Raw genomic sequence first — 20,710 nt, forward strand, 5'->3', positions numbered from 1 at the left:
GGCCCCTCCTCCTCGAATCATTTGTCGCGTACGGGCTTTCGGCCCCGCGCGCGAATCGTCAAGCGCGGCGCTGACGAGCGATCTCGGCGAGCACGACGCCTGCCGCCACCGACGCGTTCAGCGACTCGACTGCCCCCGCCATCGGGATGCTCAGGATGCTGTCGCAGTTCTCCCTGACCAGGCGCGAAAGCCCCTTGCCCTCGGAGCCGACCACGATCACCGTCGGCGCGGTGCCGTCGAACTCGTCGAGCGTGGTGTCGCCGCCCATGTCCAGGCCGACCACCTGGAAGCCCTGGTTGGCCCAATCCTTCAGCGTGCGAGTCAGATTCGTGGCCCGCGCGACCGGGAGCCTGGCCGCGGCGCCCGCGCTGGTGCGCCACGCGACGGCGGTGACGCTGGCGCTGCGCCGCTGCGGGATGAGCACGCCCTGGCCGCCGAACGCCGCCACGGAGCGGATCACCGCGCCGAGATTGCGCGGATCGGAGATGTTGTCCAGCGCGACGAGCAACGCGGGCTCGGCCGAGCCGCGCACCCGGTCCACCAGATCGTCCGGGTGGGCGTAGCGGTACGGCGGCACCTGCAGGGCAACACCCTGGTGCATGCCGCTGTTGCTCATCCGGTCCAGATCGGTGCGCGGCACCTCGAGGATGGAGATGCCCGCGTTGGCGGCGGTCTGCACGCTCTCGGTGAGCCGCTCGTCGTTCTCGGTGCCGACCGCGACGAACAGCGCCGTCGCCGGGACGCCCGCGCGCAGACATTCGACCACCGGGTTGCGGCCGAGCACCAACTCGGGACCGTCCTCGGTCTTGCGACCCGCGGGGCGGCCCGCCGCACCCGCGCGACCGGTCGGGCGTCCCTGAGCCGCCGCCTTGGCCTGGGCCTTGGCGCGTTTGGCCGCGGGATGCTTGGTCCGCGCCTCGGCGGGCGGTGTGGCGCCGCGCCCCTCGAGCCCGCGCCTGCGCTTGCCGCCGGAACCGACGACCGCGCCCTTCTTGCTTCCTGTCTTGCGCACCGCGCCGCGGCGCTGCGAATTCCCTGCCATCAGTTCGCCTTTCCGCGCCCGCTGCCCAGTGACCACTGGGGTCCCTCGGCGGTGTCGGTCACCTCGATGCCCGCGGCGACGAGGCGGTCGCGCACGGCGTCGGCGGTGGCCCAATCCTTGTCGGCGCGGGCCTGTTGACGACGGTCGAGCTCGGCGCCGACCAGCACGTCGAGCGCCTCCTGCGCCGCCGAGTTGTCTTCCGGGCTGTACCACTGCGGGTCGAACGGGCACACCCCGAGGATGTTCAGCATGGCCCGCACCTGCCCGGCCAGCTCCCGCGCGGTGTCGACCGCACCCACCTCGAGCGCCTTGTTGCCCTCGTGCACCACGTGATGCACCTCGGCAAGCGCGCGCGGCACGGCCAGGTTGTCGTCCATCGCCTCGGCGAACGCGTCGGTCCACTTGCCGACCGGGATCTCGCCGACCCGCTCGGTGACCCGGTGGATGAACGCCTCGATGCGCTGGTAGGAGGCCGCGGCGTCGTACAGCGCCTTGTCCGAGTACTCCAGCATCGACCCGTAGTGCGCGCTGCCGAGGTAGAACCGAAGTTCAACGGGGCGAACCTTTTTCAGCACGTTCGGCACGGAAAGCACATTGCCGAGCGACTTGGACATCTTCTCGCCGCCCATGGTCACCCAGCCGTTGTGCAGCCAGTACTGCGCGAATCCGTCGCCCGCGGCCTTGGACTGGGCGATCTCGTTCTCGTGGTGCGGGAACACCAGATCCATACCGCCGCAATGGATATCGAATTCCGGACCGAGGTAGAACTCGGCCATGGCCGAGCACTCCAGGTGCCAGCCGGGGCGGCCGGGGCCCCACGGCGAGGGCCAGCTCGGCTCGCCGGGCTTGGCCGCCTTCCACAGCGTGAAATCGCGCGGGTCGCGCTTGCCCGCGCCCGCGCTCTCGCCCTGGTGCACGTCGTCGAGCCGGTGGCCGGACAGCTTGCCGTAGTCCGGGTAGCTCTGCACGTCGAAGTAGACGTTGCCCTCGGAGGCGTAGGAGTGCCCGCGGTCGATGAGCCGCTGCATCAGATCGACCATCTGGGTGATGTGGCCGGTGGCCCGCGGCTCCGCGGACGGCGGCTGCACGCCGAGCATCTGGTAGGCCCGGTCGAAGGCGCGCTCGTAGGTCGCCGCCCACTCCCACCACGGACGGCCCGCCTCGGCGGCCTTGTTCAGAATCTTGTCGTCGATATCGGTGACGTTGCGGATGAAGTACACGTCGTAGTCGTGGGCCAGCAGCCAGCGGCGCAGCACGTCGAACGCGACGCCGCTGCGCACGTGACCGATATGAGGTTCCCCCTGCACGGTGGCGCCACAGAGGTACACCGAAGCACGGCCGGGAACCAGCGGCGCGAAATCGCGCATGGTTCGGCGTTCGGTGTCAAAAAGGCGCAGTGTCACGGCAGCCGATCTTAGCCGGTCGTAGCAGGGCGTTCGTCCCCCGGCTCGACCAAACCCCGCTGTGGTGCTATATGCGGGCTTGTAGCAACGCGGTGGCGATCGAGGCGACACCCTCCCCGCGTCCGGTCAGACCGAGCCCGTCGGTGGTGGTTCCCGACACCGAGACCGGGGCGCCGAGCAGTTCGCCCAGCACCCGCTGCGCCTCGGCGCGACGCGGCCCGATCTTCGGTTTATTGCCGATGACCTGCACCGCAGCGTTGACGATGTCGAATCCTGCCTCGTCGAGCAGCCTGCGTACCTCGGTCAGCATCGTCGCGCCGGAGACGCCCTCCCACTCGGGGCGGCCCGTACCGAACACCGCGCCCACATCACCCAGCCCGGCCGCGGAGAGCAATGCGTCACAGAGCGCGTGCGCGGCGACGTCGCCGTCGGAGTGGCCCGCGCAGCCGTCGGCGCCGTCGAACAGCAGACCCGCCATCCAGCACGGACGACCGGGTTCGAGGGGGTGCACGTCGCTGCCGATACCAACTCGCATGGTCACGACGTTCTCATACGCTGCGCGCCGCGTTGCACACCGTCTCGGCGAGCATGAGGTCCAGCGGGGTGGTGATCTTGAAGGCCATCGGGTCGCCGGGAATGGTGCGCACCTCGGCACCGAGCCGCTCGACGAGTCCGGCGTCGTCGGTCGCGAGCACGTTCGTCTCGTAGGCGGCGTGCAGGAGCTCGGCGGCGAAGCCCTGCGGGGTCTGGATCGCCCGCAGCGCGGCGCGATCGGGGGTGCCGGTCACCACGCCGTCCGGGTCGACGGACTTGACGGTGTCGACGACTGGAAGGGCGGGAACCACCGCTCGATGACCCGCCCGCAACTCGGCCGCGACCCGGGCGATCAACTCGGGCGGGGTGAGCGCGCGGGCGGCGTCGTGCACCAGGAAATATCCCGCGTCCGGCGCGGCGGCGAGACCGGCGCGCACCGAATCGGTGCGCTCGGCGCCGCCGACGACCACGCGCACCGCGTCCGAGGGCGGCAGCAGGGCGACTGCGCTCTCGGCCAGTTCGGCGGGGACGATCACGATGATCCGGTCTACCGCCCCGGAGGCCAGCAGGCCGTCCACGGCCAGCCGGACCATGGGTGTACCGCCGACTGCGACGAACGCCTTGGGCATGTTCTCGCCCAAACGAACGCCGCGGCCGGCGGCAGGAACCAAGGCAACGACAGGACTGTCGCTGTCAGAGTTGTTCACGGTCAGGAAGCCGCTGCGAGAACCTCGTCGAGCAGCGTCTCGGCCTTGCCGTCATCGGTACCCTCGGCAAGCGCGAGTTCACCGACCAAGATTTGGCGGGCCTTCGCCAGCATGCGCTTCTCGCCGGCGGACAGCCCACGATCCTGCTCCCGACGCCACAGGTCGCGGACGACCTCGGCCACCTTGTTCACATCGCCGGAGGCGAGCTTCTCCAGGTTGGCCTTGTAGCGGCGAGACCAGTTGGTCGGCTCCTCGGTGTGCGGCGCGCGCAGCACCTGAAAGACCCGGTCGAGACCCTCCTGGCCCACGACATCGCGCACGCCGACATATTCGGCGTTTTCCGCGGGTACGCGAACAGTCAGATCGCCTTGGGCGACCTTCAGGACCAGATACTCTTTTTGCACACCCTTGATGGTGCGAGTCTCGATTGCTTCGATCAGCGCCGCTCCGTGGTGGGGGTAAACGACGGTGTCTCCGACCTTAAAAATCATGTGTCCCGTGCCCCTTTCGATGTTCACAGTTTAACATGCGACTCGATAACGGCGCGATCAACTGTGCAGGTCAGGGCCACAACGAGCGGACCGAGGGGGTTGACAGAACCCGGTCGTTGTGCATTACGTTGTGCCAGAACGAGTTATCCACCGGCGCCACCTTGCCCGTGTCCCGCCAGGCGCCTCCGCACTCGGCCCGCAACCGCACCGCCGGGCCACCGAACCGTTATGCAACGGATGCCGACCGTCGGCGGTGTCGCCGGGCCGAGATCCCGGCCCGACCGATGGGTCCCCTGGGTCGACTACTACGCTGCCTAGTTACTACTCTCCGTAGCGGAGTGATCCCGGTCGACATGGAGGACAACCCGTGACTGCCCTGAAAGCTGTGACCGCCTCGTCGGTGGCGCGGAAGCCCCGTCTCATGGTGACTGTCGCCGCACTCGCCGCGGGCGCGGCGCTCGCCCTGTCCGGCTGCGGCGCGGGTCAGGTCTCCCAGACCGCGAACCAGGCCCCGGCGGTCAACGGCAACAACGCCGAGGTCGAGGACATCTCGCTGCGGAACGTGCACATCGTGTACCCGTCCGAGGGCTACACCAACGTCAAGGGCGGCAAGGCGCTCATCGCGCTGTCCATCGTGAACAACAGCGAGACCGTCACCGACGAGCTCACCAGCGTCACCACCGACCTCGGCCCGGTGAAGATCACCCCGCCGTCGGGTCAGTCCGCGGTGAAGCTGGAGCCGCAGCAGACCGTCGTCGCGGCGTCCGCCCAGCACAGCGACAAGAGCGCGACCGACTCGCACGGCACCGACACCCACGGCACCGACACCCACGGTTCGGACAGCCACGGCGCGCAGCCGACCGGACAGAAGACCGCCGATCCCGAGGCCAAGCCCGCCACCATCGAGATCACCGGTCTGACCAAGGACATCACCCCCGGCCTGACCTACACCGTCTCGTTCAACTTCAAGGAGAACGGCACCGTCCAGGTCCAGGTGCCGGTCGACGCGGGCACCGAGGCCGAGCGCCACGAGTCCGACAAGTCGGGCCCGGCCGAAGGCGGCGCCCACGGCGGCGGCCACTGAGCCGTCCGTCCGACGCGGACCGAGAACGAAGGCTGTCGCACCCGGTGCGGCAGCCTTTTCTATACCCGCCACGTCCGGCGGGGATCTGTCGGGCCCGGTACGTAAGGTGCGCCTGTGGCAAAGATAAAGCCGATCTTCCGGTGCTCCGCCTGCTCGCACGAGGTGGCGAAGTGGGTGGGCAAGTGCCCGGACTGCGGGGCGTGGGGCACGGTGGACGAGGTGGCCGTCTCGGCCGCGTCGGCCGCTGCGCCGGGGAGGCGCGCCATGCTGCCGAGCACCGCGGCGGCCCCGATCTCCACAATCGATTCGAAGGTCACCAAGGCGAGGCCGACCGGTGTCGGCGAGCTGGACCGGGTGCTCGGCGGCGGGGTGGTCGCGGGCTCGGTGGTGCTGCTTTCCGGCGAACCCGGTGTCGGCAAGTCGACGCTGCTGCTCGAGGTCGCGCACCGGTGGGCGAAGCAGCGCGACGAGAAGTCGCTGTACGTGACGGCCGAGGAGTCCGCAGGGCAGGTCCGGCTGCGCGCGGACCGCACCAGCGCGGTGCACGAACGGGTGTACCTGGCCGCTGAGTCGGATCTGTCGATCGTGCTCGGACACGTCGAGCAGGTGCGGCCGACGCTGCTGGTGGTCGACTCCGTGCAGACCATGCTCGCGCCGGACGTGGACGGGGTCATCGGCGGCGTCACCCAGGTGCGCGCGGTGACGGCGGCGCTCACCTCGCTGGCCAAGGCGAGCGGAATCGCCGTGCTGCTGGTGGGGCACGTGACCAAGGACGGCAACGTGGCGGGCCCGCGCACCCTCGAACACCTGGTGGACGTGGTCTTGCAGTTCGAGGGCGACAGGAACTCCACGCTGCGCATGGTGCGCGGCATCAAGAACCGCTTCGGCAGCGCCGACGAGGTGGGCTGCTTCGAGTTGCACGAGGACGGCATCGCGGGCGTCGACGACCCGTCGGGGCTGTTCCTGCACCACCGCACCGATTCGGTGCCCGGCACCGCGGTCACCGTCGCGATGGATGGCAAACGGCCGCTGGTCGGCGAGGTACAGGGCTTGACGGTGAAGACCGAGATTCCGGCGCCGCGCCGCGCGGTCAGCGGGCTCGACTACAACCGAGTCGCCATGGTGCTCGCGGTGTTGCAGAGCCGCGGCCGGGTCTTCCTCGGCAAGCACGACGTCTACGCGGCGACAGTCGGCGGGATGCGGCTCGTCGAACCCGCCGCCGACCTGGCCATCGCGCTGGCCATCGCCAGCGCCGAATCCGACACCGCGCTGCCGCCGGGCTGGGTGATACTCGGCGAGGTCGGCCTCGCGGGAGAGGTACGCAAAGTGACCGGCCTGGCACGTAGGCTTGCCGAGGCTCAGCGACTCGGGTTCACCACCGCGCTGGTGCCGCCGGGGCTGGATCGAGTGAAGGGCGGGGGCATGAAGATTCACGAGGTGACCGACGTCGGCTCGGCGTTGCGGATCAGCGGTCTGCGGGCGCGGCGGGCGGCACGGACCGAGGCGGCCGAGTGATTCCGGGGCGGTGGGCCGCGTATCTGCTCGGCAAGCCGGCCCCCGTCGCGCCCCGTCCTCAGGTCCCGGTCACCAGGAACCGGCTCGCCGAGATCGTCACCAGGCTCGCGCCGGGCACGCCGCTGCGGGACGGACTGGAACGCATTCAGCGCGGCCGCACCGGCGGCCTGATCGTGCTCGGCCACGACGACGACGTCGAGCGCCTCTGCGACGGCGGCTTCGAGCTGGACGTCGAATTCGCGCCGACCAGGTTGCGCGAGCTGTCGAAGATGGACGGCGCGGTGGTGCTCTCCACCGACGGCGCCCGCATCCTGCGCGCCAACGTGCACCTGGTGCCCGATCCGAACCTGCCGAGCGCGGAATCCGGCACCCGGCATCGAGCCGCGGAACGGACGGCCGCCCAGACCGGCTACCCGGTGATCGCGGTGAGCAAGTCGATGCGCACGGTGACGCTGTACGTCGACGACGTGCGCCATCTGGTCGAGCCCTCGGCCACCATCCTGGGCAGGGCGAACCAGGCGCTCGGCACGCTGGAGCGCTACAAGGCCCGCCTGGATCAGGTGTGCGAGCAACTCTCCGAGAGCGAGATCGAGAACGTCGTCACCCTGCGCGACGCGTTGTCCGCGGCCCAGCGCCTGGAACTGGTGCGCCGCCTGGCCAAGGAGATCGAGCAGAGCGTGCTGGAACTCGGGGCGGACGGTCGCCAGCTCGCGCTGCAATTGGAGGATCTGGTCGGCGACAGCGCGTGGCTTCGCGAGCTGCTCATCCGCGACTACCTGGCGGACGAGCCCGCCCCGGCCACGGTGGATCGCGCGCTGGCGGGCCTCGACCTGCTCACCGACGCCGAACTGCTCGACCTCACCAATCTGGCCGCGCCGTTCGGCCATCCGAACACCATCGAGGCGCTCGACCTGCCGATGCGTCCGCGCGGCTACCGGGTGCTCACCCGGATCCCCCGGCTGCGCTTCACCCACATCGAATCGCTGGTCGACTCGTTCGGCTCGTTGCAGGGGCTGCTCGTGGCCACCGCGAGCGATCTACAGTCCGTCGACGGGATCGGGGTGCCGAGGGCGCGGCAGATTCGCGAGGGACTGACCCGCCTCGCCGAAGCGGGCGTGGACAATTCGTTCGACCGGAACCGGTGAAGCCGCTCAGGCGATGTTGAACGGCTCGGCCGCGCTGCGCACCGAACCTAATTGCGCGACAACCGAATACGCCCCTGGCGGGACCGGAACACGCTCGCCCGCGCAATTCGGTTGCGAGGTGGAGCCGGACCAGGTGACCTGGAACGCGGCCTGTTCACCGCGATTCATGTTGCGCACGTCGGGCTGACCGTCCGGGTAGCAGTCCGTGCTCGACCACAGCCTGCGGCTGCCGTCGAGGGTGTACACCGAGATCTGCTGCAGCCCGGAGCCGACATCGCGCGAGCAGGTCACCGAGGAGATGTTGGTGATCACGATGCCGAACACCGGCTGCTCACCCGCCTTATAGGTGGGCTGCTCGACGGTCACCTTCACCGCGAGCGATTGATCGGGGCACTGCCCCGCCGCCGCCGGAACCGCGCTCGGCACCGGACTTCCCGAAGACTTCGGCGCGTCGGCCGGGGACTTGGCCGCATCGCCCGACTTCTTCACCGACGAGGTCGAACTCGACGCGACCGGTTTGGCGTCACCGGGCGAGCCGCCACCGCGGACGGCCATCACCGCCAGCCAAATCACCAGCGCGAGCGCCACGACCAGGATCCCGATGGCGAAAACGCGACGACGCCAGTAGATCTCCGGAGGCAGCGGTCCAGTCGGTTCCAGCACGATTCAAACTTACGGGCAGCACCGGGCGCGGTGTCTCAGGACCTCGGCGTGTCGGATGGGACGACGCCACGGTGCCGGGTGTATGACACCCGGCACGCTGGGGAAACTCCGCACGGAACCGGTTCAGACGACCTCGCCGATGTTGCCGACGACACGCTGCAATTGGACCTGACCTTCGGCCAGTTTGTAAGTCACACAGGCGATGGCCAGCTCGCCGGTCGCGACCCGCTGGGAAATGATCATCGACCGCTGCATCAGCAGCCTGCTGGTCTCCACGACGTGCCTGGCCTCCATCTCGTCCACGCTGGAGAGGCCCTCGCGGCGGCCGATCAGGATGGAGGGCGACACCTTCTCGACGACGCTGCGGATGAATCCGCCTGGCACCTCGCCGCCGTCGAGCGCGTCGATGGTCGCTTTCACCGCGCCGCAGCTGTCGTGTCCGAGGACCACGATCAGCGGCACGTTCAGGACCTGCACGCCGTACTCGATCGAGCCGAGCACCGAACTGTCCACCACGTGGCCCGCGGTGCGCACGACGAACATGTCGCCGAGCCCTTGGTCGAAGATCAACTCCGCCGCCACACGCGAGTCGCCGCAACCGAACACGATGGCGGAAGGATGCTGACCGCCGACGAGCTTCGCCCGGTCGGCAGCCCCCTGACTAGGATGCAACAGCGTGCCGTTGACGAAACGCTCGTTGCCCTCGCGGAGGGACTTCCAGGCGCTGATCGGGTTTGAATCAGACATACCGACCATTGTGCACAACGCGTTCGCTACCAGCGAGTCGGTTTCGTTACGGGTCGGCAAATATGGACTGTCCGCCGAGCGGCGGAGACGGTGAGGGCAATGCGTAGCGGCACTGGTCGGGCCACCCCGGCCCGGCAACAACCCGGCGATCGCGGCATCGACCCCGACGCGCTGTTGGACTGGTACACCGAGACCGCCCGCGACCTGCCGTGGCGACGCCCCGGCGTCACCGCGTGGCAGATCTTGATGAGCGAGATCATGCTGCAGCAGACGCCGGTGGTGCGGGTCGAGCCGATCTGGCTGGAGTGGGTGGCGCGCTGGCCGGTGCCGTCGGCGATGGCCGCGTCCTCCCAGGCCGAGGTGCTGCGCGCATGGGGCAAGCTCGGCTATCCGCGGCGGGCGCTGCGGCTGCACGAGTGCGCGCGGGTGCTCGCGGCCGAACACGGCGACGAGGTCCCCGCCGACGTGGACGTGCTGCTCGGGCTGCCGGGCATCGGCGCGTACACCGCGCGGGCGGTCGCCTGCTTCGCCTACGGCCAGCGCGTGCCGGTGGTGGACACCAACGTGCGCCGGGTGGTCGCGCGCGCCGTGCACGGCCGCGCCGAGGCGGGCAACCCCGCGGCACGCGACCTGGCCGAGACCGAGGCACTGCTGCCCGCGAAAATCGACCGCGCCGCACGGTTTTCCGCGGCGCTGATGGAGCTCGGCGCGACGGTGTGCACCGCGCGCACGCCCGACTGCGCGCGATGCCCGTTGCCCGTCTGCGCCTGGGTGACCGCGGGCCGTCCGGTGTCGGAGGTGGTGCGCCGCACCCAGAAGTACGAGGGCACCGACCGCCAGGCGCGCGGCCGCCTGCTCGATGTGCTGCGCGCCGCGAGCGGCCCGGTGGAACGGATGCGCCTCGACCTGGCCTGGACCCGGGATCCCGGCCAACGCGACCGGGCGCTGGATTCGCTGCTGATCGATGGGTTGATCGAGCAGACGGCCGACGGGCTGTTCGCACTCGCCGGTGAGGGAGATAGTTAGCGGCGCCGCAGGTCGCGGCGCGGATCAGGCCAGAACCCGGCCGAGAAAGCGCTCCACCTCGGCGCGGTAGCGCTCCGGCTGATCGTCGTGGACCAGATGCCCGGCGTCCGGGATCAGCACGTACTCCGCGTTCGGATTGGTCGCGGCCATCTCTCGCATCTGCCCGGCCGGGGTGATGGTGTGCTCGCCCTCGATGAGCAGCACCGGGACGCGCACCGCCCGCCACTGCTCCCAGAAATGGCGGGTGCCCCACTCTTCGGAGATGTCACGGAAGGTCGCGACCGAGCCGTGCAGCCGGTACCCGTCCGGCCCGTGCTCGAAGGAGTTCAGGAAGTAGCGCCCGGCGACCGGCCCGAAGTACTCGAGCACCGACTCGGCGTCCGGGAACGGCTGCGGCCACGCCTCGATCATGGCGGCCCAGTCGGCGGCGGTGCGGCCGGTGAAATCGGGGGCGATGTCCTCGACCACCAGCGCGCGCACCCGCTCCGGATACTGCGCGGCGAAGACCCAGCCGTGCAGCGCCCCCATCGAATGACCGATGACCACTATCGGCTCGGTGATCTCCTCGGTGGCTTCGGCGAGATCGGCGACGAACGCCTCGGTGGTCAGTTCCTGCGGCGCCGGCCGACCATGGCCCGCCGCGTCGAAGGTGTAGACGTGCCCGTGGCGGCGCAGCCAGTCCAGCTGATCGCCCCAGGTGCGTGCGCTGCCCATCAATCCGTGCAGCAGCAGGATCGGGACGCCTGCTCCGCCTTCGTCGTACCACATCGGCTCGATTGTGCCCCCGGGCTCGTCCCGGCGCGCGCCCGCCCGCGCACGGGCGACGTATTGTCGAGGTCATGGCTGTTGTGAAGATCAACGCGATCGAGGTCCCCGAAGGCGCAGGACCCGAGCTGGAGAAGCGCTTCGCGCACCGCGCGCATGCGGTGGAGAACTCGCCCGGCTTCCTCGGCTTCCAGTTGCTGCGCCCGATCGCGGGCGAGAACCGCTACTTCGTCGTGACCCAGTGGGATTCCGAGGAATCCTTCGCCGCGTGGCGGGACGGTCCCGCGCGCGCCGCACACGCGGGCAGCGGCGACAAGAAGCCGGTCGCCACCGGCGCTTCGCTGCTCGAATTCGAGGTCGTCCTCGACGTCGCGGCCAAGCCCGCGTCCTGAACCGAACGGGTAACGACTCGCCCACACCGTGGTCAACAGGTTTCGATCGTGTTGACGACGGGCGCACGATGGTGTCACAGTTCGAGGTGACCAAGCGAGGGTGATGCGGTAATTCCGGTGTGATTCCGGAGCGGTCGCGCCACTGTGTTCCACGCATCGAGTCCGGTCCCAGCCGTGCAGGCCGGGGCGGGCGCGGTGCCGGAAAGCCAGACACCGGCACCGTCGCACCACCCATCTCACGGGACGCGAAAGCGTTCCCCCGGACGCGAAGTCCGGTCGGGACGTATCCCTAGGAGGACTCGAATGGCCATCGCGCATACACCGAGCCGGGCAACCGAATCTCTGGCAACCGTGCTCGTCACGGTAGGTGTCGTTCTTCTCGCACTGCTCACGCTGTACCTGGTCGGCTTCGATCAGGGCGCCATCTCGCGCAGCGGGATGTTCATGCACGAGCTGATGCACGACGGACGTCACTTGCTGGGTGTTCCGTGCCACTGAATCAACCCACCCCGCCGACTCCGTCGGCTGCCGTCCCCCCGGCAGATTCCCTCAAAACCCTGCTGCTGCGCGGCCTGCTCGCCGGTCTGATCGCCGGCCTGCTGGCCGCCACAGTGGGCTATTTCGTCGGCGAACCCAAGGTCGACGCCGCCATCGCCATCGAAGAGGCGAACGCGGCCACCGAGGAGTCGCACCACGCTCCCGAAGAACCCGCCGCGGGCCACTCCCACGGTGACGAGGAGGAGCCGCTGGTCAGCCGGTCCGGACAGAAGTTCGGGCAGTTCCTCGCGCTCGGCCTCAGCGGTCTCGCCTTCGGCGCGATCTTCGCCTCGGTCGCGCATTTCGCGCGGCGCCACACCGACCTGTCCGGTCCGAAACTCGCGATCGGACTCGGAGTAGCGGGTTGGGCCGCGATCGTCGCGGTGCCGTTCTTCAAGTACCCGGCGAACCCGCCCGCGGTCGGCGATCCGGAGACCATCAACGATCGCACCCTGCTCTGGGTGGCCTCGGTGCTGCTCGGCCTCGCGGCCGTGGGCGCCGCGGTGTACGCGTACAAGCTGCTGCGCGGGCAGCTGGACACCGTCCGGCTGATCGCGGGTGCGGCGGCGTTCGCGCTGATCACCACGCTGGGCTACGTCCTGCTGCCCGGTGTCGACGAGGTGGCCGCCGACTTCCCGCCGAGCCTGCTGTGGCAGTTCCGGGTCGCGTCGCTGGCCGTCTCCGCCACGCTGTGGGCGGCGCTCGGTCTCGGATTCGCGGCGCTCACCGAGTTCGCGCAGCGCACTAGCACCCCGGTACGGGGTGAGGTCGCTACCGCGGGCTGATCCGCGTCCAGAAGATCTGGGGCAGTGTCGGTTTCATGACCGGCACTGCCCTTTTTCGTTCCACCCGCGCTGTACCGCGTCCGGTGGCGCTGGCCGCCGCGGCTTTCGTCGTCGCCCTGCTCGCCGGGGTCGCCGAGGCGCTGGCGCGGGCGGCGATGACGCTCGATCGCCCGGACGCCGACGTATCGGGCCTCGCCCTCGAATCGGCTGTGCGCGGCGCGATCTACCTCGTCGTGTTCACGGTCGTGGTGCGGATGACGCGCGGCGGCCGGATCGCCAGGCTCGCGCTCGCGCTCGGCCTCGGCGTCCTCGGTCTGGCCTCGCTGCTCGTCGAACCGCTGACGACGCTCGCGGCCGACGGGCTCGACCTTTCTGTCACCGCGAGCTCGCTCACCCTCGGAACCCTGCGCGCGATCCACGTGCTCGCCGTGCTCGTCGCGATTCCCGCCATGTACGCACCCGGCGCTCGCGAGTACTTCGCCCGCCGCGCGACCCCATGACTCCCCGCACTTCCCGCCGACGCGAGAGGTGCGGAGAATCAAGCGGTCACGCCAGGGCGGCGTCCAGGCTGATGGTGTCCACGCCCGCCAGCGCCTTGGAGACCGGGCAGCCCGCCTTGGCGGCCTCGGCGGCGGCCAGGAATCCGGCGGCGTCCAGACCGGAGACCCGGCCGCGGACGGTCAGCTTGATCGCGGTGATGCGGAAGCCGCCCGCCGGGTCGGGGCCGAGGGTGACGTCGGCGGTCACGTCGAGGCTCTCGGGAGTGCCGCCCGCGTTGCCGATCTGCGCCGAGAGCGCCATGGCGTAGCAGGAGGAGTGCGCGGCCGCGATCAGTTCCTCGGGGCTGGTGGTGCCATCGGCGAACTCCGCGGAACGCTTCGGGAACGAGACGTCGTACTTGCCGACGCCCGAACTGGCCAGCTCGACCTGACCGGAGCCGTCCTGGAGACCACCGGTCCATGCGGTGCGGGCGGTACGTGTTGGCATCATTGTCCTTTCACCAAGTGAGCCGAACTTCGCACGCTAGAACCTACCCGCACACCCGAGACCACGGGCACCGCTTCGGCGAGCCAGCCGTCAGCCGATCGCGCCGAGCTTGCTGTCGAGCTGCTCGAGCACCTGCGGCCACGCTTCGCGGTGCCGGTCTCGGGCCGCCTCGCTCGCAAACCCGGCGTGGCGCAGGCGAAGCCGGATGCCGCGCGGTTGTTTGAGGAACTGCACGCTCACCACGGTCTCGGCGCCCTCGGTGCCGCCTTCGCCGGTGACCCAGGTCAGCTCGACGAGGCGCTCGGGCTCCAGCCGCAAGAAGCGCCCGTAGTGCGGGTTGCGCCTGCCCTCGAATTCGGTCTCGAAGAAGAACGGCTCGTTCACCTCGGGCCTCATCCGCACCGAATCCGGGGCGGCGAACCAGATGTCGAACCCCTGCGTCCACGCGGCGTAGAGCAGGCCGGGCGATGACTTCATCACCCGCTCCACGGTGAGCTCGTGGGGCCGTGTGGACAGATCCGGGAGGCGAACTGACTGGTCGACCATCACCGGACCATACCCGCGCGGCCCCAGCCCCCACAGCATTTGCCCCGTGACCGGCTGCGGTCACTCGGGATTGGTCACCCTCGCCAGCACGATGCCGCCGAGGATCAGCGCGAGCGCGAGCACCCGGCCCGCGCTGAGCGGGTCACGGTGCACGACGATGCCGAGACCGATCGCGCCCACCGCGCCGATGCCGGTGAACACGGCGTAGGCGGTGCCGACGGGCAATGTCTGCATGGACCTGGACAGCAGATACACCGCCAGGCTGCCCAGCGCGAAGCACACCAGGGTGGGCAGCGGCCGGGTGAAGTTCTCGGTCGGTTTGATGCTCTGCGACCAGACGATCTCGACCAGACCCGCGAGACCCAATGTCAGCCAGTTCATTTCAGTACATCCCGCCGAGCGATCGCGCGGTGTCGAGCGCCTTCGCGTAGGAGCCGTCGTGTTCGGCGCGACGGTCGGCCAGCGCGGGGTCCTGGCGCGAATTGGCCAGTTCGGCGTGCACGAAAACGGTGTCGGTCACCGCGAAGTGGCCCGCGAAGAAGTCGCGCAGATAGCGCTCCTGATAGTCGAAGGCTGCCTTGGGCGCACCGGGCGAATAGCTGCCGCCCCGCGCGGAGACGACCACGAATCGACGGTGGCCCAGCGACATTCGCGGGAAGGTGAGCTGGTCCAGCCAGGCCTTCAGCGCGGCGGGAATCGAGTAGTTGTACATCGGGGTGCCGATCAGGATCACGTCGGCGGCGAGCACCTCGTCCAAGAGCGGGCGAAGAACCTCGAGCGCCGCGGCCTGCGCCGGAGTCGTCACCAGTGCGTCGAGCTCGGCAGGGTCGAAGCCGCCGCGCGCGAGCACCGCGTCGCACAGCTCGGTCCACGCCTCGCCGATGAACGGCACGGGTCGCGCGGCGAGATCCCGGTATCGGTACTCGCCGTCCGGGTGTTCGGCCCGCCAGGCCGCGGCGAACTCCGCGCTCAGCTCCCGGCTGATCGAGCGCCGCCGGGCGCTCGCGTCGAGGTGCAACAAGGTGCTCATGATTCAACCCTTCAATCAAACGGACACATCGTCCAGTTGCGACGCTAACAATCAACCGGACAGATTGTCCACTTATTCCGGATTCGGCTAGAGTCGCTGTCATGGATGCCCGATCCGACCTGCTCACCGGCGCTCCGCTCGACCATCCGCCGAGCGAACGCGCGGACGCGGCACGCAACCGCGCCAAGGTCCTCGCCGCCGCCGCGGAGCTCTTCGCCCGGCGCGATCCCCGCACGGTGACCATGGACGACATCGCCAAAGCCGCCGGCGTCGGCCGCGGCACGCTGTACCGCCGCTACCCCGACACGAATTCGATCGCCATCGCCCTACTGGACGAGCACGAGCGCGCCCTCCAGGAGCGCCTGCTGCACGGCGACCCGCCGCTCGGGCCCGGCGCACCCCCCGCCGAGCGCCTGGCCGCTTTCTACGAGGCGATGGTCGAACTGCTCGACAATCACGCCCACCTGGCGCTCGGCGCCGAAACGGGCGGTGCGCGCTTCACCACCGGCGCGTACGGCTTCTGGTACGCCCACGTCCGCGCACTGCTGCTGGCGGCGAACATCGACGAACCAGACGCGCTGATCGATCCCCTGCTGGCCCCGCTCGCCGCCGAGGTCTACACCGCACAACGCGAGCGCGGGCTCACGCCGTCGGCCATCGCCCAAGCCCTGACCCACATCGCCCACGCACTCCTGAACAAACCCCGATAGACCCCGATAGACCCCGCCGCGCTTCGGCAGCGCGGACCTGGGTGGGCCGACTGTCGATGGAAGAACAAGCACGGCGCGTCGCACATCGAATACACGCCTCGCGGACCGTGGAAGGCCTGCGAGGCGCGGAAACCCTTTGCGAAGCTGGGCTTCCCGATCAGGTCAGGTCGCGGCGGTGGATGAGGGTGAGGGTGGCCGCCGCGAAGAAGACAGCGTAGAGGGCCAGCAGAGTCAGGGATTCGGTGCGGGACAAGGTGTCCAGGACGCCGGGGGTGGCCGGACCGCCTACCGTGCGCATGGCCCCGGCGAGGGAGCCCGCGGCGGTTCCGGGGAGGCGGTCGGTCAGCGCGGCGATCGGGGCGAAGATCGCGGACGTCGCGCGCAGGAGGTTCTCCACGACCAGCACCCAGACCAGGCCGAGACCGACGGCGAGGGCGGGGCCGCGGGCGAGCGCGCCGATCAGGGCGCCCGCGAGTGTCCACATGCCGAGAATGGCTGTGCCGGTGAGGAGTCCGTCGAAGACGCGGGCCGCGCTCGGCAGCGCGAGGGATTGCGACTCAGTGCTCGCGATCAGGGCGGCCACTCCGGTGTCCACCGCGAACGCCACGCACACCAGCGCGACGACCACCAACGCCAGGCCGATCAGCAGTCCGCCGACCGCCGCCGACCGCGAGGGCCCTTGGGTGAGCACGGTCTTCCAGGTGCCCCAGCCGTATCCGCTCCCGACGGCCAGCGCACCGAGGATCAGCATGAGCGCGCCGCCGAACATCGCCATGCCCTGGGTGAACACCTCGGGCACCGCCGCGGGCAACATCTGTTGCAGCAGCACGTCTTTCGGAAGCCCGTCGGACATCGCGCTCTGCTCGCCGGAGGTGTAGGCCAGATAGTTGAACAGGTAGGAGAACGTGAGGTTCAACAGAATCCACGTCCCCAGCACGATCCAGAACGCGGGCCAACCGCGCAGCCGCAACAGTTCCGCGCGGGCGCTCGCCACCAGGTCGGTCATCGCATCGCTCCTTCGGTGATCTCGAAGAACACTTCCTCCAGGGACCTCTCGTCCACGCGCAGCTCGAACAGATCGGCTCCGGCATCGATGACAGCGCGGGCGACCACCGGCGCGGCACTCGCGTCCACCTCGATGCGGATGCCCGCGCTGCCGAGCAGTGCAGCTGCGTCATCGGAAAGCGCCACCCTCCCCTCGCGCAGCGCAGATTCGCCGCGCAGCGCTACCTCACCCCTGCTCAGCTGCAATTCGCTGCCGCGCAGCGCTCTCTCGTCCTTCCGCAGCGGCAGTTCGTCACTGCGCCGCGCGGATTCGCCGCCGCGGGGCGCTATATCGGCAACGCGTAGCACCACCTCCGCGCCGAGCGCGCCCCGCACCGCCGCGATCGCCGATTCCATCGGCTCCGCGCGCAGCAACAGGGAAGCGGCGCCGCGTAATTCGGCCACCGTGGACTCGGCGATGAGCTTGCCGCCGGAGATGACGCCGACTCGATCGCAGATTTCCTGCACCTCGGTCAGCAGGTGGCTGGACAGCAGCACGGTGTGCCCGTCGGCGGCCAATTCCGTGATCAGCTCTCGCATTTCGGCCATTCCCGCTGGATCGAGGCCGTTGGTGGGCTCGTCGAGGATCAGCAGATCGGGGCGGCCGAGCAGGGCCGCGCCGACTCCCAAGCGCTGCTTCATGCCGAGGGAGTAGGTGCGGAACTTGTCGTCGGCGCGATCGGCGAGGCCTACGCGGTCCAGCGCGTCCGCCACCTCAGGGCGGCCGAGCCCGCGATATTTCGCGAGAACTCGCAGGTTGTCGCGGCCGGAGAGGTACGGGTAGAAACCGGGGCTCTCGATCAGGGCGCCGATCCGGCGCAGCACCGCGGGGTCGCCCGGTGCGCCGCCGAGCACGGTCGCGACGCCCGCGCTCGGCCGGATGAGCCCGGCCAGCATGCGCAGCGTGGTGGTCTTGCCCGCGCCGTTCGGGCCGAGGAAGCCGTAGATCTCCCCCGCGGCGACGCGCATGCCGACATCGTCGACGGCGAGGTGCTCTCCGTAGCGTTTGGTCAGCCCGGAGGTGACCACGATGGAATTCGTCATGCCTCGAGAATCCCGCGCTGAGCTGGTGCGACGCATCCGTCGCGCGGCGATGCCCGGCGTACGTATCGCGACCTGATCCACCCGCCGCCTCCGTCCGCGCCCCGGACGTAGGCGGGGAATACGTGCGGTGACGGACGCCGATCGGCGGTCGGCCGCTTAGGCTGCAAGGGTGAGTGCGCCAGGCATAGCGAATCGTGGCTCGGTCGTATGGGACTGGGGCCTCGCGTTCATCGTCGCGGTAGTCCAGTTGGCCGGGAGTCGCGGCGCCAATATGCACCAGACCGGCACGCAGTCGCTGGATGTGCTCGGCTACCTGCTGCTGCTCGCCGGGCCGATCGCATTGCTCTTCCGGCGCACTCAGCCGTTGCCGGTGCTGGTTGTCACGCTCGCCGCGTGCGGGATCTACCTGGCCCTCGGCTACGGATACGGTCCGATCTTCCTTTCGCTGGTGATCGCCTTCCTCACCGCCGCGACGATCGGATCCCGTTGGTGGACATATCCGCTCATGCCCGTCGGCTACGCGGCCTTCGTCTGGCCGCTGCCCGCGCTGCTCGGCAAATCGGTGAACGGCTGGCAGATCTTCGGGATCATGGCGTGGCTGATCGTGCTCGTCGGCGCGGCCGAGGGGTTGCGCCAGCGCAAGGTCGCGCTGGAGGCCCGCAGGCAGCGCGTGGAGGCCGCCCGGCGCGACGAGCAGCTGCGGCGCGAACGCCGCGCCACCGAGGAGCGGCTGGCCATCGCCAGGGAACTGCACGACGTGCTGGCTCACAGTCTTTCGCTGATCAACGTGCAGTCCTCGGTGGCGCTGGAACTGTTCGACAAGAGGCCGCAGCAGGCACGGACGGCGCTGGCCGCGATCAAGGCGGCAAGCAAGGAATCTCTCGCCGAGGTGCACACGCTGCTGGAGACCATCCGCACCGGTGCGACGATGGATGACCCCGAACCCGAAGCGAATTCGATCGAGGCGGCCCGTTCCTCGCGCGGTCGCCGCGGTGTCCGGCGCGGCGCGGCCGGCGAACGGCGGGAATCCGACGCGGCGGACTCCGGCAGGCTGCCGCGCAACGCCGCACCGGCCCGCAAGCAGGAAGCGCCGCGCGCGCCCGCCCCCAGCATCGCAGATCTGGACACGCTGCTCCAGCGGGCTCGCGACGCCGGACTGACCGTGCAGACCCGCGTGATCGGCGAACCGCAGAAGCTGCCCAGTGTGATCGATGTGGCCGCGGCCCGGATCATCCAGGAATCCCTGACCAACGTGGTGCGCCACGCACCCGGCGCGAGCGCGACGGTCACCGTCCGCTACGCCGCCGGTTCGGTGGATCTCACCATCGACAACACCCGTCCCACCGCGCCCGTGCTCCGGTCCGGTTCGAGCGGCGGCAACGGCATCATTGGCATGCGCGAGCGGGCACACGCCCTCGGCGGCGCGCTCACCGCGGGCCCGCGGCCCAGCGGCGGATTCCGGGTCGCGGCCCGGCTGCCCAGCCAGACCGAGCCCGTGCAGCGTCCCGCACCCCGGCCCGCCGAACCATCGTCCCGGCCCGCCGAACCCGCGCCTCCGGCGACCGGGTCAACGACCGGGACCGAGACCGGGACAACGACCGCGACTGGGACCGGGACAACGACCGCGACTGGGACCGCGACAGCGAGGAACGGGGTCTCGGCGGACACTACAACGGAACAGAAGGAGCGCAACGGCTCCGCCTCGGCCTCCTCCGGCGGCGCGGATATCTCGTCCCCAGGCAAGGCGACCGAACCGGCAACGCAGAACGTCACCGCGTCCGTCGCCGACTCCGCGGACCCGAATGTTCGCAACGGCTCCGCGCGCCCGGTCCCCGACGACGCGGAGGCCCCGATCGGGCCGCGAACGCAGAACGACGCCGCCACCGAAGACACGAGCCCCGCGACCGACGACCCGCAGGCCCGCAACTGCACTGCCACCAAAGCCACGGATCCCGCGACCGACGACCGGAACGCCCGCAACAGCACCACCGTCGCAGACTCGAACACCGCGACCAACAACCCGCAGGCCCGCAACAGCGCCGCCGCAGGCTCGGACACCGCAACCAACGACCGAACAGCCTGCAACGGCACCACCGACGGAAACTCGGGCGCCTCGACCGACCACCCGAAGGCCAGCAACGGCATCACCGCCGCAGATACGAACACTGCAACCAACGACCGAACAGCCCACAATGGCACCACCGACGCGGACTTGGACACCACAACCGACGACCGAACAGCCCGCAACGGCACCACCGCCGCAGACTCCGACACCCCGACCAACGACCGAACAGCCCGCAACGGCACCACCGCCGGAAACTCCAACACCCCGACCAACGACCGAACGGCCCCCGACGACGGAGACTCGGACGCGGCGACCGACGACCGGAAGGTCCGTACCGGCTCCGCGCCGGCGTCCCCCAGCCACGCGAGCGCGACCGAACAGAGTCCGCGCAGCTCAGCGCCTTCCGGAGACACCGCGGAGACATGATGGACGAGCGCGCACCGCGATG

The 20,710-nt window shown here is 69.8% G+C and carries 24 protein-coding genes and 1 riboswitch; of the genes, 10 read left to right on the forward strand and 14 right to left on the reverse strand.

Going from position 1 to position 20,710, the window contains the following annotated elements; genetic code table 11:
- Positions 1–58: 58 nt before the first annotated feature.
- The 5 genes from rlmB to carD form a co-directional block, all read right to left on the reverse strand.
- Positions 59–1,042: a 23S rRNA (guanosine(2251)-2'-O)-methyltransferase RlmB gene (gene rlmB / locus AC3ERS_RS13680; RefSeq protein WP_431967240.1), complete on the reverse strand. Its 984-nt coding sequence runs from the start codon at positions 1,040–1,042 to the stop codon at positions 59–61.
- Positions 1,042–2,445 carry a cysteine--tRNA ligase gene (gene cysS / locus AC3ERS_RS13685; RefSeq protein ID WP_431967242.1) on the reverse strand — a complete coding sequence of 468 codons (1,404 nt, stop codon included), beginning with the start codon at positions 2,443–2,445 and terminating at the stop codon, positions 1,042–1,044. The genes rlmB and cysS overlap by 1 nt, the downstream gene beginning before the upstream one ends.
- Before the next feature lie 67 nt (positions 2,446–2,512).
- Entirely contained in the window at positions 2,513–2,980 is a 468-nt protein-coding gene (gene ispF / locus AC3ERS_RS13690; RefSeq protein WP_431967438.1) for a 2-C-methyl-D-erythritol 2,4-cyclodiphosphate synthase, read from the reverse strand.
- Between the two features lie 13 nt (positions 2,981–2,993).
- Positions 2,994–3,686: a 2-C-methyl-D-erythritol 4-phosphate cytidylyltransferase gene (gene ispD / locus AC3ERS_RS13695; protein ID WP_431967244.1), complete on the reverse strand. Its 693-nt coding sequence runs from the start codon at positions 3,684–3,686 to the stop codon at positions 2,994–2,996.
- Positions 3,687–3,688: 2 nt separating this feature from the next.
- Positions 3,689–4,177 carry an RNA polymerase-binding transcription factor CarD gene (carD, locus tag AC3ERS_RS13700; RefSeq protein WP_040686206.1) on the reverse strand — a complete coding sequence of 163 codons (489 nt, stop codon included), beginning with the start codon at positions 4,175–4,177 and terminating at the stop codon, positions 3,689–3,691.
- Positions 4,178–4,544: 367 nt separating this feature from the next.
- Between carD and AC3ERS_RS13705 the strand changes: the two genes are divergently transcribed.
- The 3 genes from AC3ERS_RS13705 to disA all read left to right on the forward strand — a co-directional run bounded on the left by AC3ERS_RS13705 (position 4,545) and on the right by disA (position 7,921).
- Positions 4,545–5,261, forward strand: coding sequence for a copper chaperone PCu(A)C domain-containing protein (locus AC3ERS_RS13705; protein WP_431967247.1), 717 nt, complete (start codon positions 4,545–4,547; stop codon positions 5,259–5,261).
- A gap of 114 nt (positions 5,262–5,375) precedes the next feature.
- Positions 5,376–6,776 (forward strand): DNA repair protein RadA, encoded by a 1,401-nt coding sequence (gene radA / locus AC3ERS_RS13710; RefSeq protein ID WP_431967249.1) that lies wholly within the window; start codon positions 5,376–5,378, stop codon positions 6,774–6,776.
- Between the two features lie 23 nt (positions 6,777–6,799).
- Positions 6,800–7,921 carry a DNA integrity scanning diadenylate cyclase DisA gene (gene disA, locus AC3ERS_RS13715; RefSeq protein WP_431967441.1) on the forward strand — a complete coding sequence of 374 codons (1,122 nt, stop codon included), beginning with the start codon at positions 6,800–6,802 and terminating at the stop codon, positions 7,919–7,921.
- A 6-nt stretch (positions 7,922–7,927) separates the two neighbouring features.
- On the opposite strand, the gene AC3ERS_RS13720 is transcribed toward disA, so the two are convergent.
- Both AC3ERS_RS13720 and AC3ERS_RS13725 read right to left on the reverse strand, forming a co-directional pair.
- The gene (locus tag AC3ERS_RS13720) at positions 7,928–8,584 is read right to left on the reverse strand and encodes a DUF7974 family protein (RefSeq protein ID WP_431967251.1); all 657 of its coding nucleotides are present in this window, start codon (positions 8,582–8,584) and stop codon (positions 7,928–7,930) included.
- A gap of 123 nt (positions 8,585–8,707) precedes the next feature.
- On the reverse strand, positions 8,708–9,331 hold the full coding sequence (locus AC3ERS_RS13725; protein WP_431967253.1) for a carbonic anhydrase: 624 nt from the start codon (positions 9,329–9,331) through the stop codon (positions 8,708–8,710).
- Between the two features lie 99 nt (positions 9,332–9,430).
- On the opposite strand from AC3ERS_RS13725, the gene AC3ERS_RS13730 reads away from it, so the two are divergent.
- Positions 9,431–10,357 (forward strand): HhH-GPD family protein, encoded by a 927-nt coding sequence (locus AC3ERS_RS13730; protein ID WP_431967255.1) that lies wholly within the window; start codon positions 9,431–9,433, stop codon positions 10,355–10,357.
- 24 nt (positions 10,358–10,381) lie between these two features.
- On the opposite strand, the gene AC3ERS_RS13735 is transcribed toward AC3ERS_RS13730, so the two are convergent.
- Positions 10,382–11,125 (reverse strand): alpha/beta fold hydrolase, encoded by a 744-nt coding sequence (locus AC3ERS_RS13735; RefSeq protein ID WP_431967257.1) that lies wholly within the window; start codon positions 11,123–11,125, stop codon positions 10,382–10,384.
- Between the two features lie 71 nt (positions 11,126–11,196).
- Here AC3ERS_RS13735 and mhuD point away from each other — a divergent pair, with 71 nt between their 5' ends.
- From mhuD to AC3ERS_RS13755, 4 genes are all read left to right on the forward strand, one after another.
- Entirely contained in the window at positions 11,197–11,514 is a 318-nt protein-coding gene (gene mhuD / locus AC3ERS_RS13740; RefSeq protein ID WP_431967259.1) for a mycobilin-forming heme oxygenase MhuD, read from the forward strand.
- A 54-nt stretch (positions 11,515–11,568) separates the two neighbouring features.
- Positions 11,569–11,750: riboswitch (cobalamin riboswitch) on the forward strand.
- Between the two features lie 67 nt (positions 11,751–11,817).
- Positions 11,818–12,012, forward strand: a complete 195-nt coding sequence (locus tag AC3ERS_RS13745; protein WP_068055493.1) for a CbtB domain-containing protein — start codon at positions 11,818–11,820, stop codon at positions 12,010–12,012.
- Positions 12,003–12,836: a CbtA family protein gene (locus AC3ERS_RS13750; protein ID WP_431967261.1), complete on the forward strand. Its 834-nt coding sequence runs from the start codon at positions 12,003–12,005 to the stop codon at positions 12,834–12,836. Before AC3ERS_RS13745 ends, AC3ERS_RS13750 begins: the two co-directional genes overlap by 10 nt.
- Before the next feature lie 35 nt (positions 12,837–12,871).
- Complete coding sequence (locus tag AC3ERS_RS13755; RefSeq protein ID WP_431967263.1) at positions 12,872–13,336, forward strand: hypothetical protein; 465 nt, start codon at positions 12,872–12,874, stop codon at positions 13,334–13,336.
- A gap of 46 nt (positions 13,337–13,382) precedes the next feature.
- Here AC3ERS_RS13755 and AC3ERS_RS13760 read toward each other — a convergent pair whose 3' ends face one another.
- The 4 genes from AC3ERS_RS13760 to AC3ERS_RS13775 all read right to left on the reverse strand — a co-directional run bounded on the left by AC3ERS_RS13760 (position 13,383) and on the right by AC3ERS_RS13775 (position 15,399).
- Positions 13,383–13,823: an OsmC family peroxiredoxin gene (locus AC3ERS_RS13760; RefSeq protein WP_431967265.1), complete on the reverse strand. Its 441-nt coding sequence runs from the start codon at positions 13,821–13,823 to the stop codon at positions 13,383–13,385.
- Positions 13,824–13,913: 90 nt separating this feature from the next.
- Positions 13,914–14,369 carry an SRPBCC family protein gene (locus AC3ERS_RS13765; protein WP_431967267.1) on the reverse strand — a complete coding sequence of 152 codons (456 nt, stop codon included), beginning with the start codon at positions 14,367–14,369 and terminating at the stop codon, positions 13,914–13,916.
- 60 nt (positions 14,370–14,429) lie between these two features.
- Entirely contained in the window at positions 14,430–14,750 is a 321-nt protein-coding gene (locus tag AC3ERS_RS13770; RefSeq protein ID WP_431967269.1) for a DMT family transporter, read from the reverse strand.
- Between the two features lies 1 nt (position 14,751).
- Positions 14,752–15,399 (reverse strand): FMN-dependent NADH-azoreductase, encoded by a 648-nt coding sequence (locus AC3ERS_RS13775; protein WP_431967271.1) that lies wholly within the window; start codon positions 15,397–15,399, stop codon positions 14,752–14,754.
- Between the two features lie 101 nt (positions 15,400–15,500).
- On the opposite strand from AC3ERS_RS13775, the gene AC3ERS_RS13780 reads away from it, so the two are divergent.
- Positions 15,501–16,109: a TetR/AcrR family transcriptional regulator gene (locus AC3ERS_RS13780; protein ID WP_431967273.1), complete on the forward strand. Its 609-nt coding sequence runs from the start codon at positions 15,501–15,503 to the stop codon at positions 16,107–16,109.
- A gap of 157 nt (positions 16,110–16,266) precedes the next feature.
- Here AC3ERS_RS13780 and AC3ERS_RS13785 read toward each other — a convergent pair whose 3' ends face one another.
- Together AC3ERS_RS13785 and AC3ERS_RS13790 are read right to left on the reverse strand one after the other, a co-directional pair.
- Positions 16,267–17,115, reverse strand: a complete 849-nt coding sequence (locus tag AC3ERS_RS13785) for an ABC transporter permease (RefSeq protein ID WP_431967275.1) — start codon at positions 17,113–17,115, stop codon at positions 16,267–16,269.
- Positions 17,112–18,197 carry an ABC transporter ATP-binding protein gene (locus AC3ERS_RS13790; RefSeq protein ID WP_431967277.1) on the reverse strand — a complete coding sequence of 362 codons (1,086 nt, stop codon included), beginning with the start codon at positions 18,195–18,197 and terminating at the stop codon, positions 17,112–17,114. The genes AC3ERS_RS13785 and AC3ERS_RS13790 overlap by 4 nt, the downstream gene beginning before the upstream one ends.
- 169 nt (positions 18,198–18,366) lie before the next feature.
- Here AC3ERS_RS13790 and AC3ERS_RS13795 point away from each other — a divergent pair, with 169 nt between their 5' ends.
- Positions 18,367–20,688, forward strand: a complete 2,322-nt coding sequence (locus AC3ERS_RS13795) for a sensor histidine kinase (RefSeq protein WP_431967279.1) — start codon at positions 18,367–18,369, stop codon at positions 20,686–20,688.
- The last annotated feature ends 22 nt before the right edge of the window (positions 20,689–20,710 follow it).

This window comes from Nocardia sp. bgisy134, from assembly GCF_057708325.1.

Excerpts from the sequence above, each read along its gene's own strand:
- AC3ERS_RS13765 (WP_431967267.1), bottom strand. The coding sequence starts at position 14,369 with ATGGTCGACCAGTCAGTTCGCCTCCCGGATCTGTCCACACGGCCCCAC.
- ispF (WP_431967438.1), bottom strand. The coding sequence starts at position 2,980 with ATGCGAGTTGGTATCGGCAGCGACGTGCACCCCCTCGAACCCGGTCGT.
- AC3ERS_RS13760 (WP_431967265.1), bottom strand. The coding sequence starts at position 13,823 with ATGCCAACACGTACCGCCCGCACCGCATGGACCGGTGGTCTCCAGGAC.
- mhuD (WP_431967259.1), top strand. The coding sequence starts at position 11,197 with ATGGCTGTTGTGAAGATCAACGCGATCGAGGTCCCCGAAGGCGCAGGA.
- AC3ERS_RS13745 (WP_068055493.1), top strand. The coding sequence starts at position 11,818 with ATGGCCATCGCGCATACACCGAGCCGGGCAACCGAATCTCTGGCAACC.
- carD (WP_040686206.1), bottom strand. The coding sequence starts at position 4,177 with ATGATTTTTAAGGTCGGAGACACCGTCGTTTACCCCCACCACGGAGCG.
- AC3ERS_RS13755 (WP_431967263.1), top strand. The coding sequence starts at position 12,872 with ATGACCGGCACTGCCCTTTTTCGTTCCACCCGCGCTGTACCGCGTCCG.
- AC3ERS_RS13775 (WP_431967271.1), bottom strand. The coding sequence starts at position 15,399 with ATGAGCACCTTGTTGCACCTCGACGCGAGCGCCCGGCGGCGCTCGATC.
- AC3ERS_RS13785 (WP_431967275.1), bottom strand. The coding sequence starts at position 17,115 with ATGACCGACCTGGTGGCGAGCGCCCGCGCGGAACTGTTGCGGCTGCGC.
- rlmB (WP_431967240.1), bottom strand. The coding sequence starts at position 1,042 with ATGGCAGGGAATTCGCAGCGCCGCGGCGCGGTGCGCAAGACAGGAAGC.
- AC3ERS_RS13770 (WP_431967269.1), bottom strand. The coding sequence starts at position 14,750 with ATGAACTGGCTGACATTGGGTCTCGCGGGTCTGGTCGAGATCGTCTGG.
- AC3ERS_RS13735 (WP_431967257.1), bottom strand. The coding sequence starts at position 11,125 with ATGTGGTACGACGAAGGCGGAGCAGGCGTCCCGATCCTGCTGCTGCAC.
- AC3ERS_RS13730 (WP_431967255.1), top strand. The coding sequence starts at position 9,431 with ATGCGTAGCGGCACTGGTCGGGCCACCCCGGCCCGGCAACAACCCGGC.
- AC3ERS_RS13780 (WP_431967273.1), top strand. The coding sequence starts at position 15,501 with ATGGATGCCCGATCCGACCTGCTCACCGGCGCTCCGCTCGACCATCCG.
- AC3ERS_RS13790 (WP_431967277.1), bottom strand. The coding sequence starts at position 18,197 with ATGACGAATTCCATCGTGGTCACCTCCGGGCTGACCAAACGCTACGGA.
- AC3ERS_RS13725 (WP_431967253.1), bottom strand. The coding sequence starts at position 9,331 with ATGTCTGATTCAAACCCGATCAGCGCCTGGAAGTCCCTCCGCGAGGGC.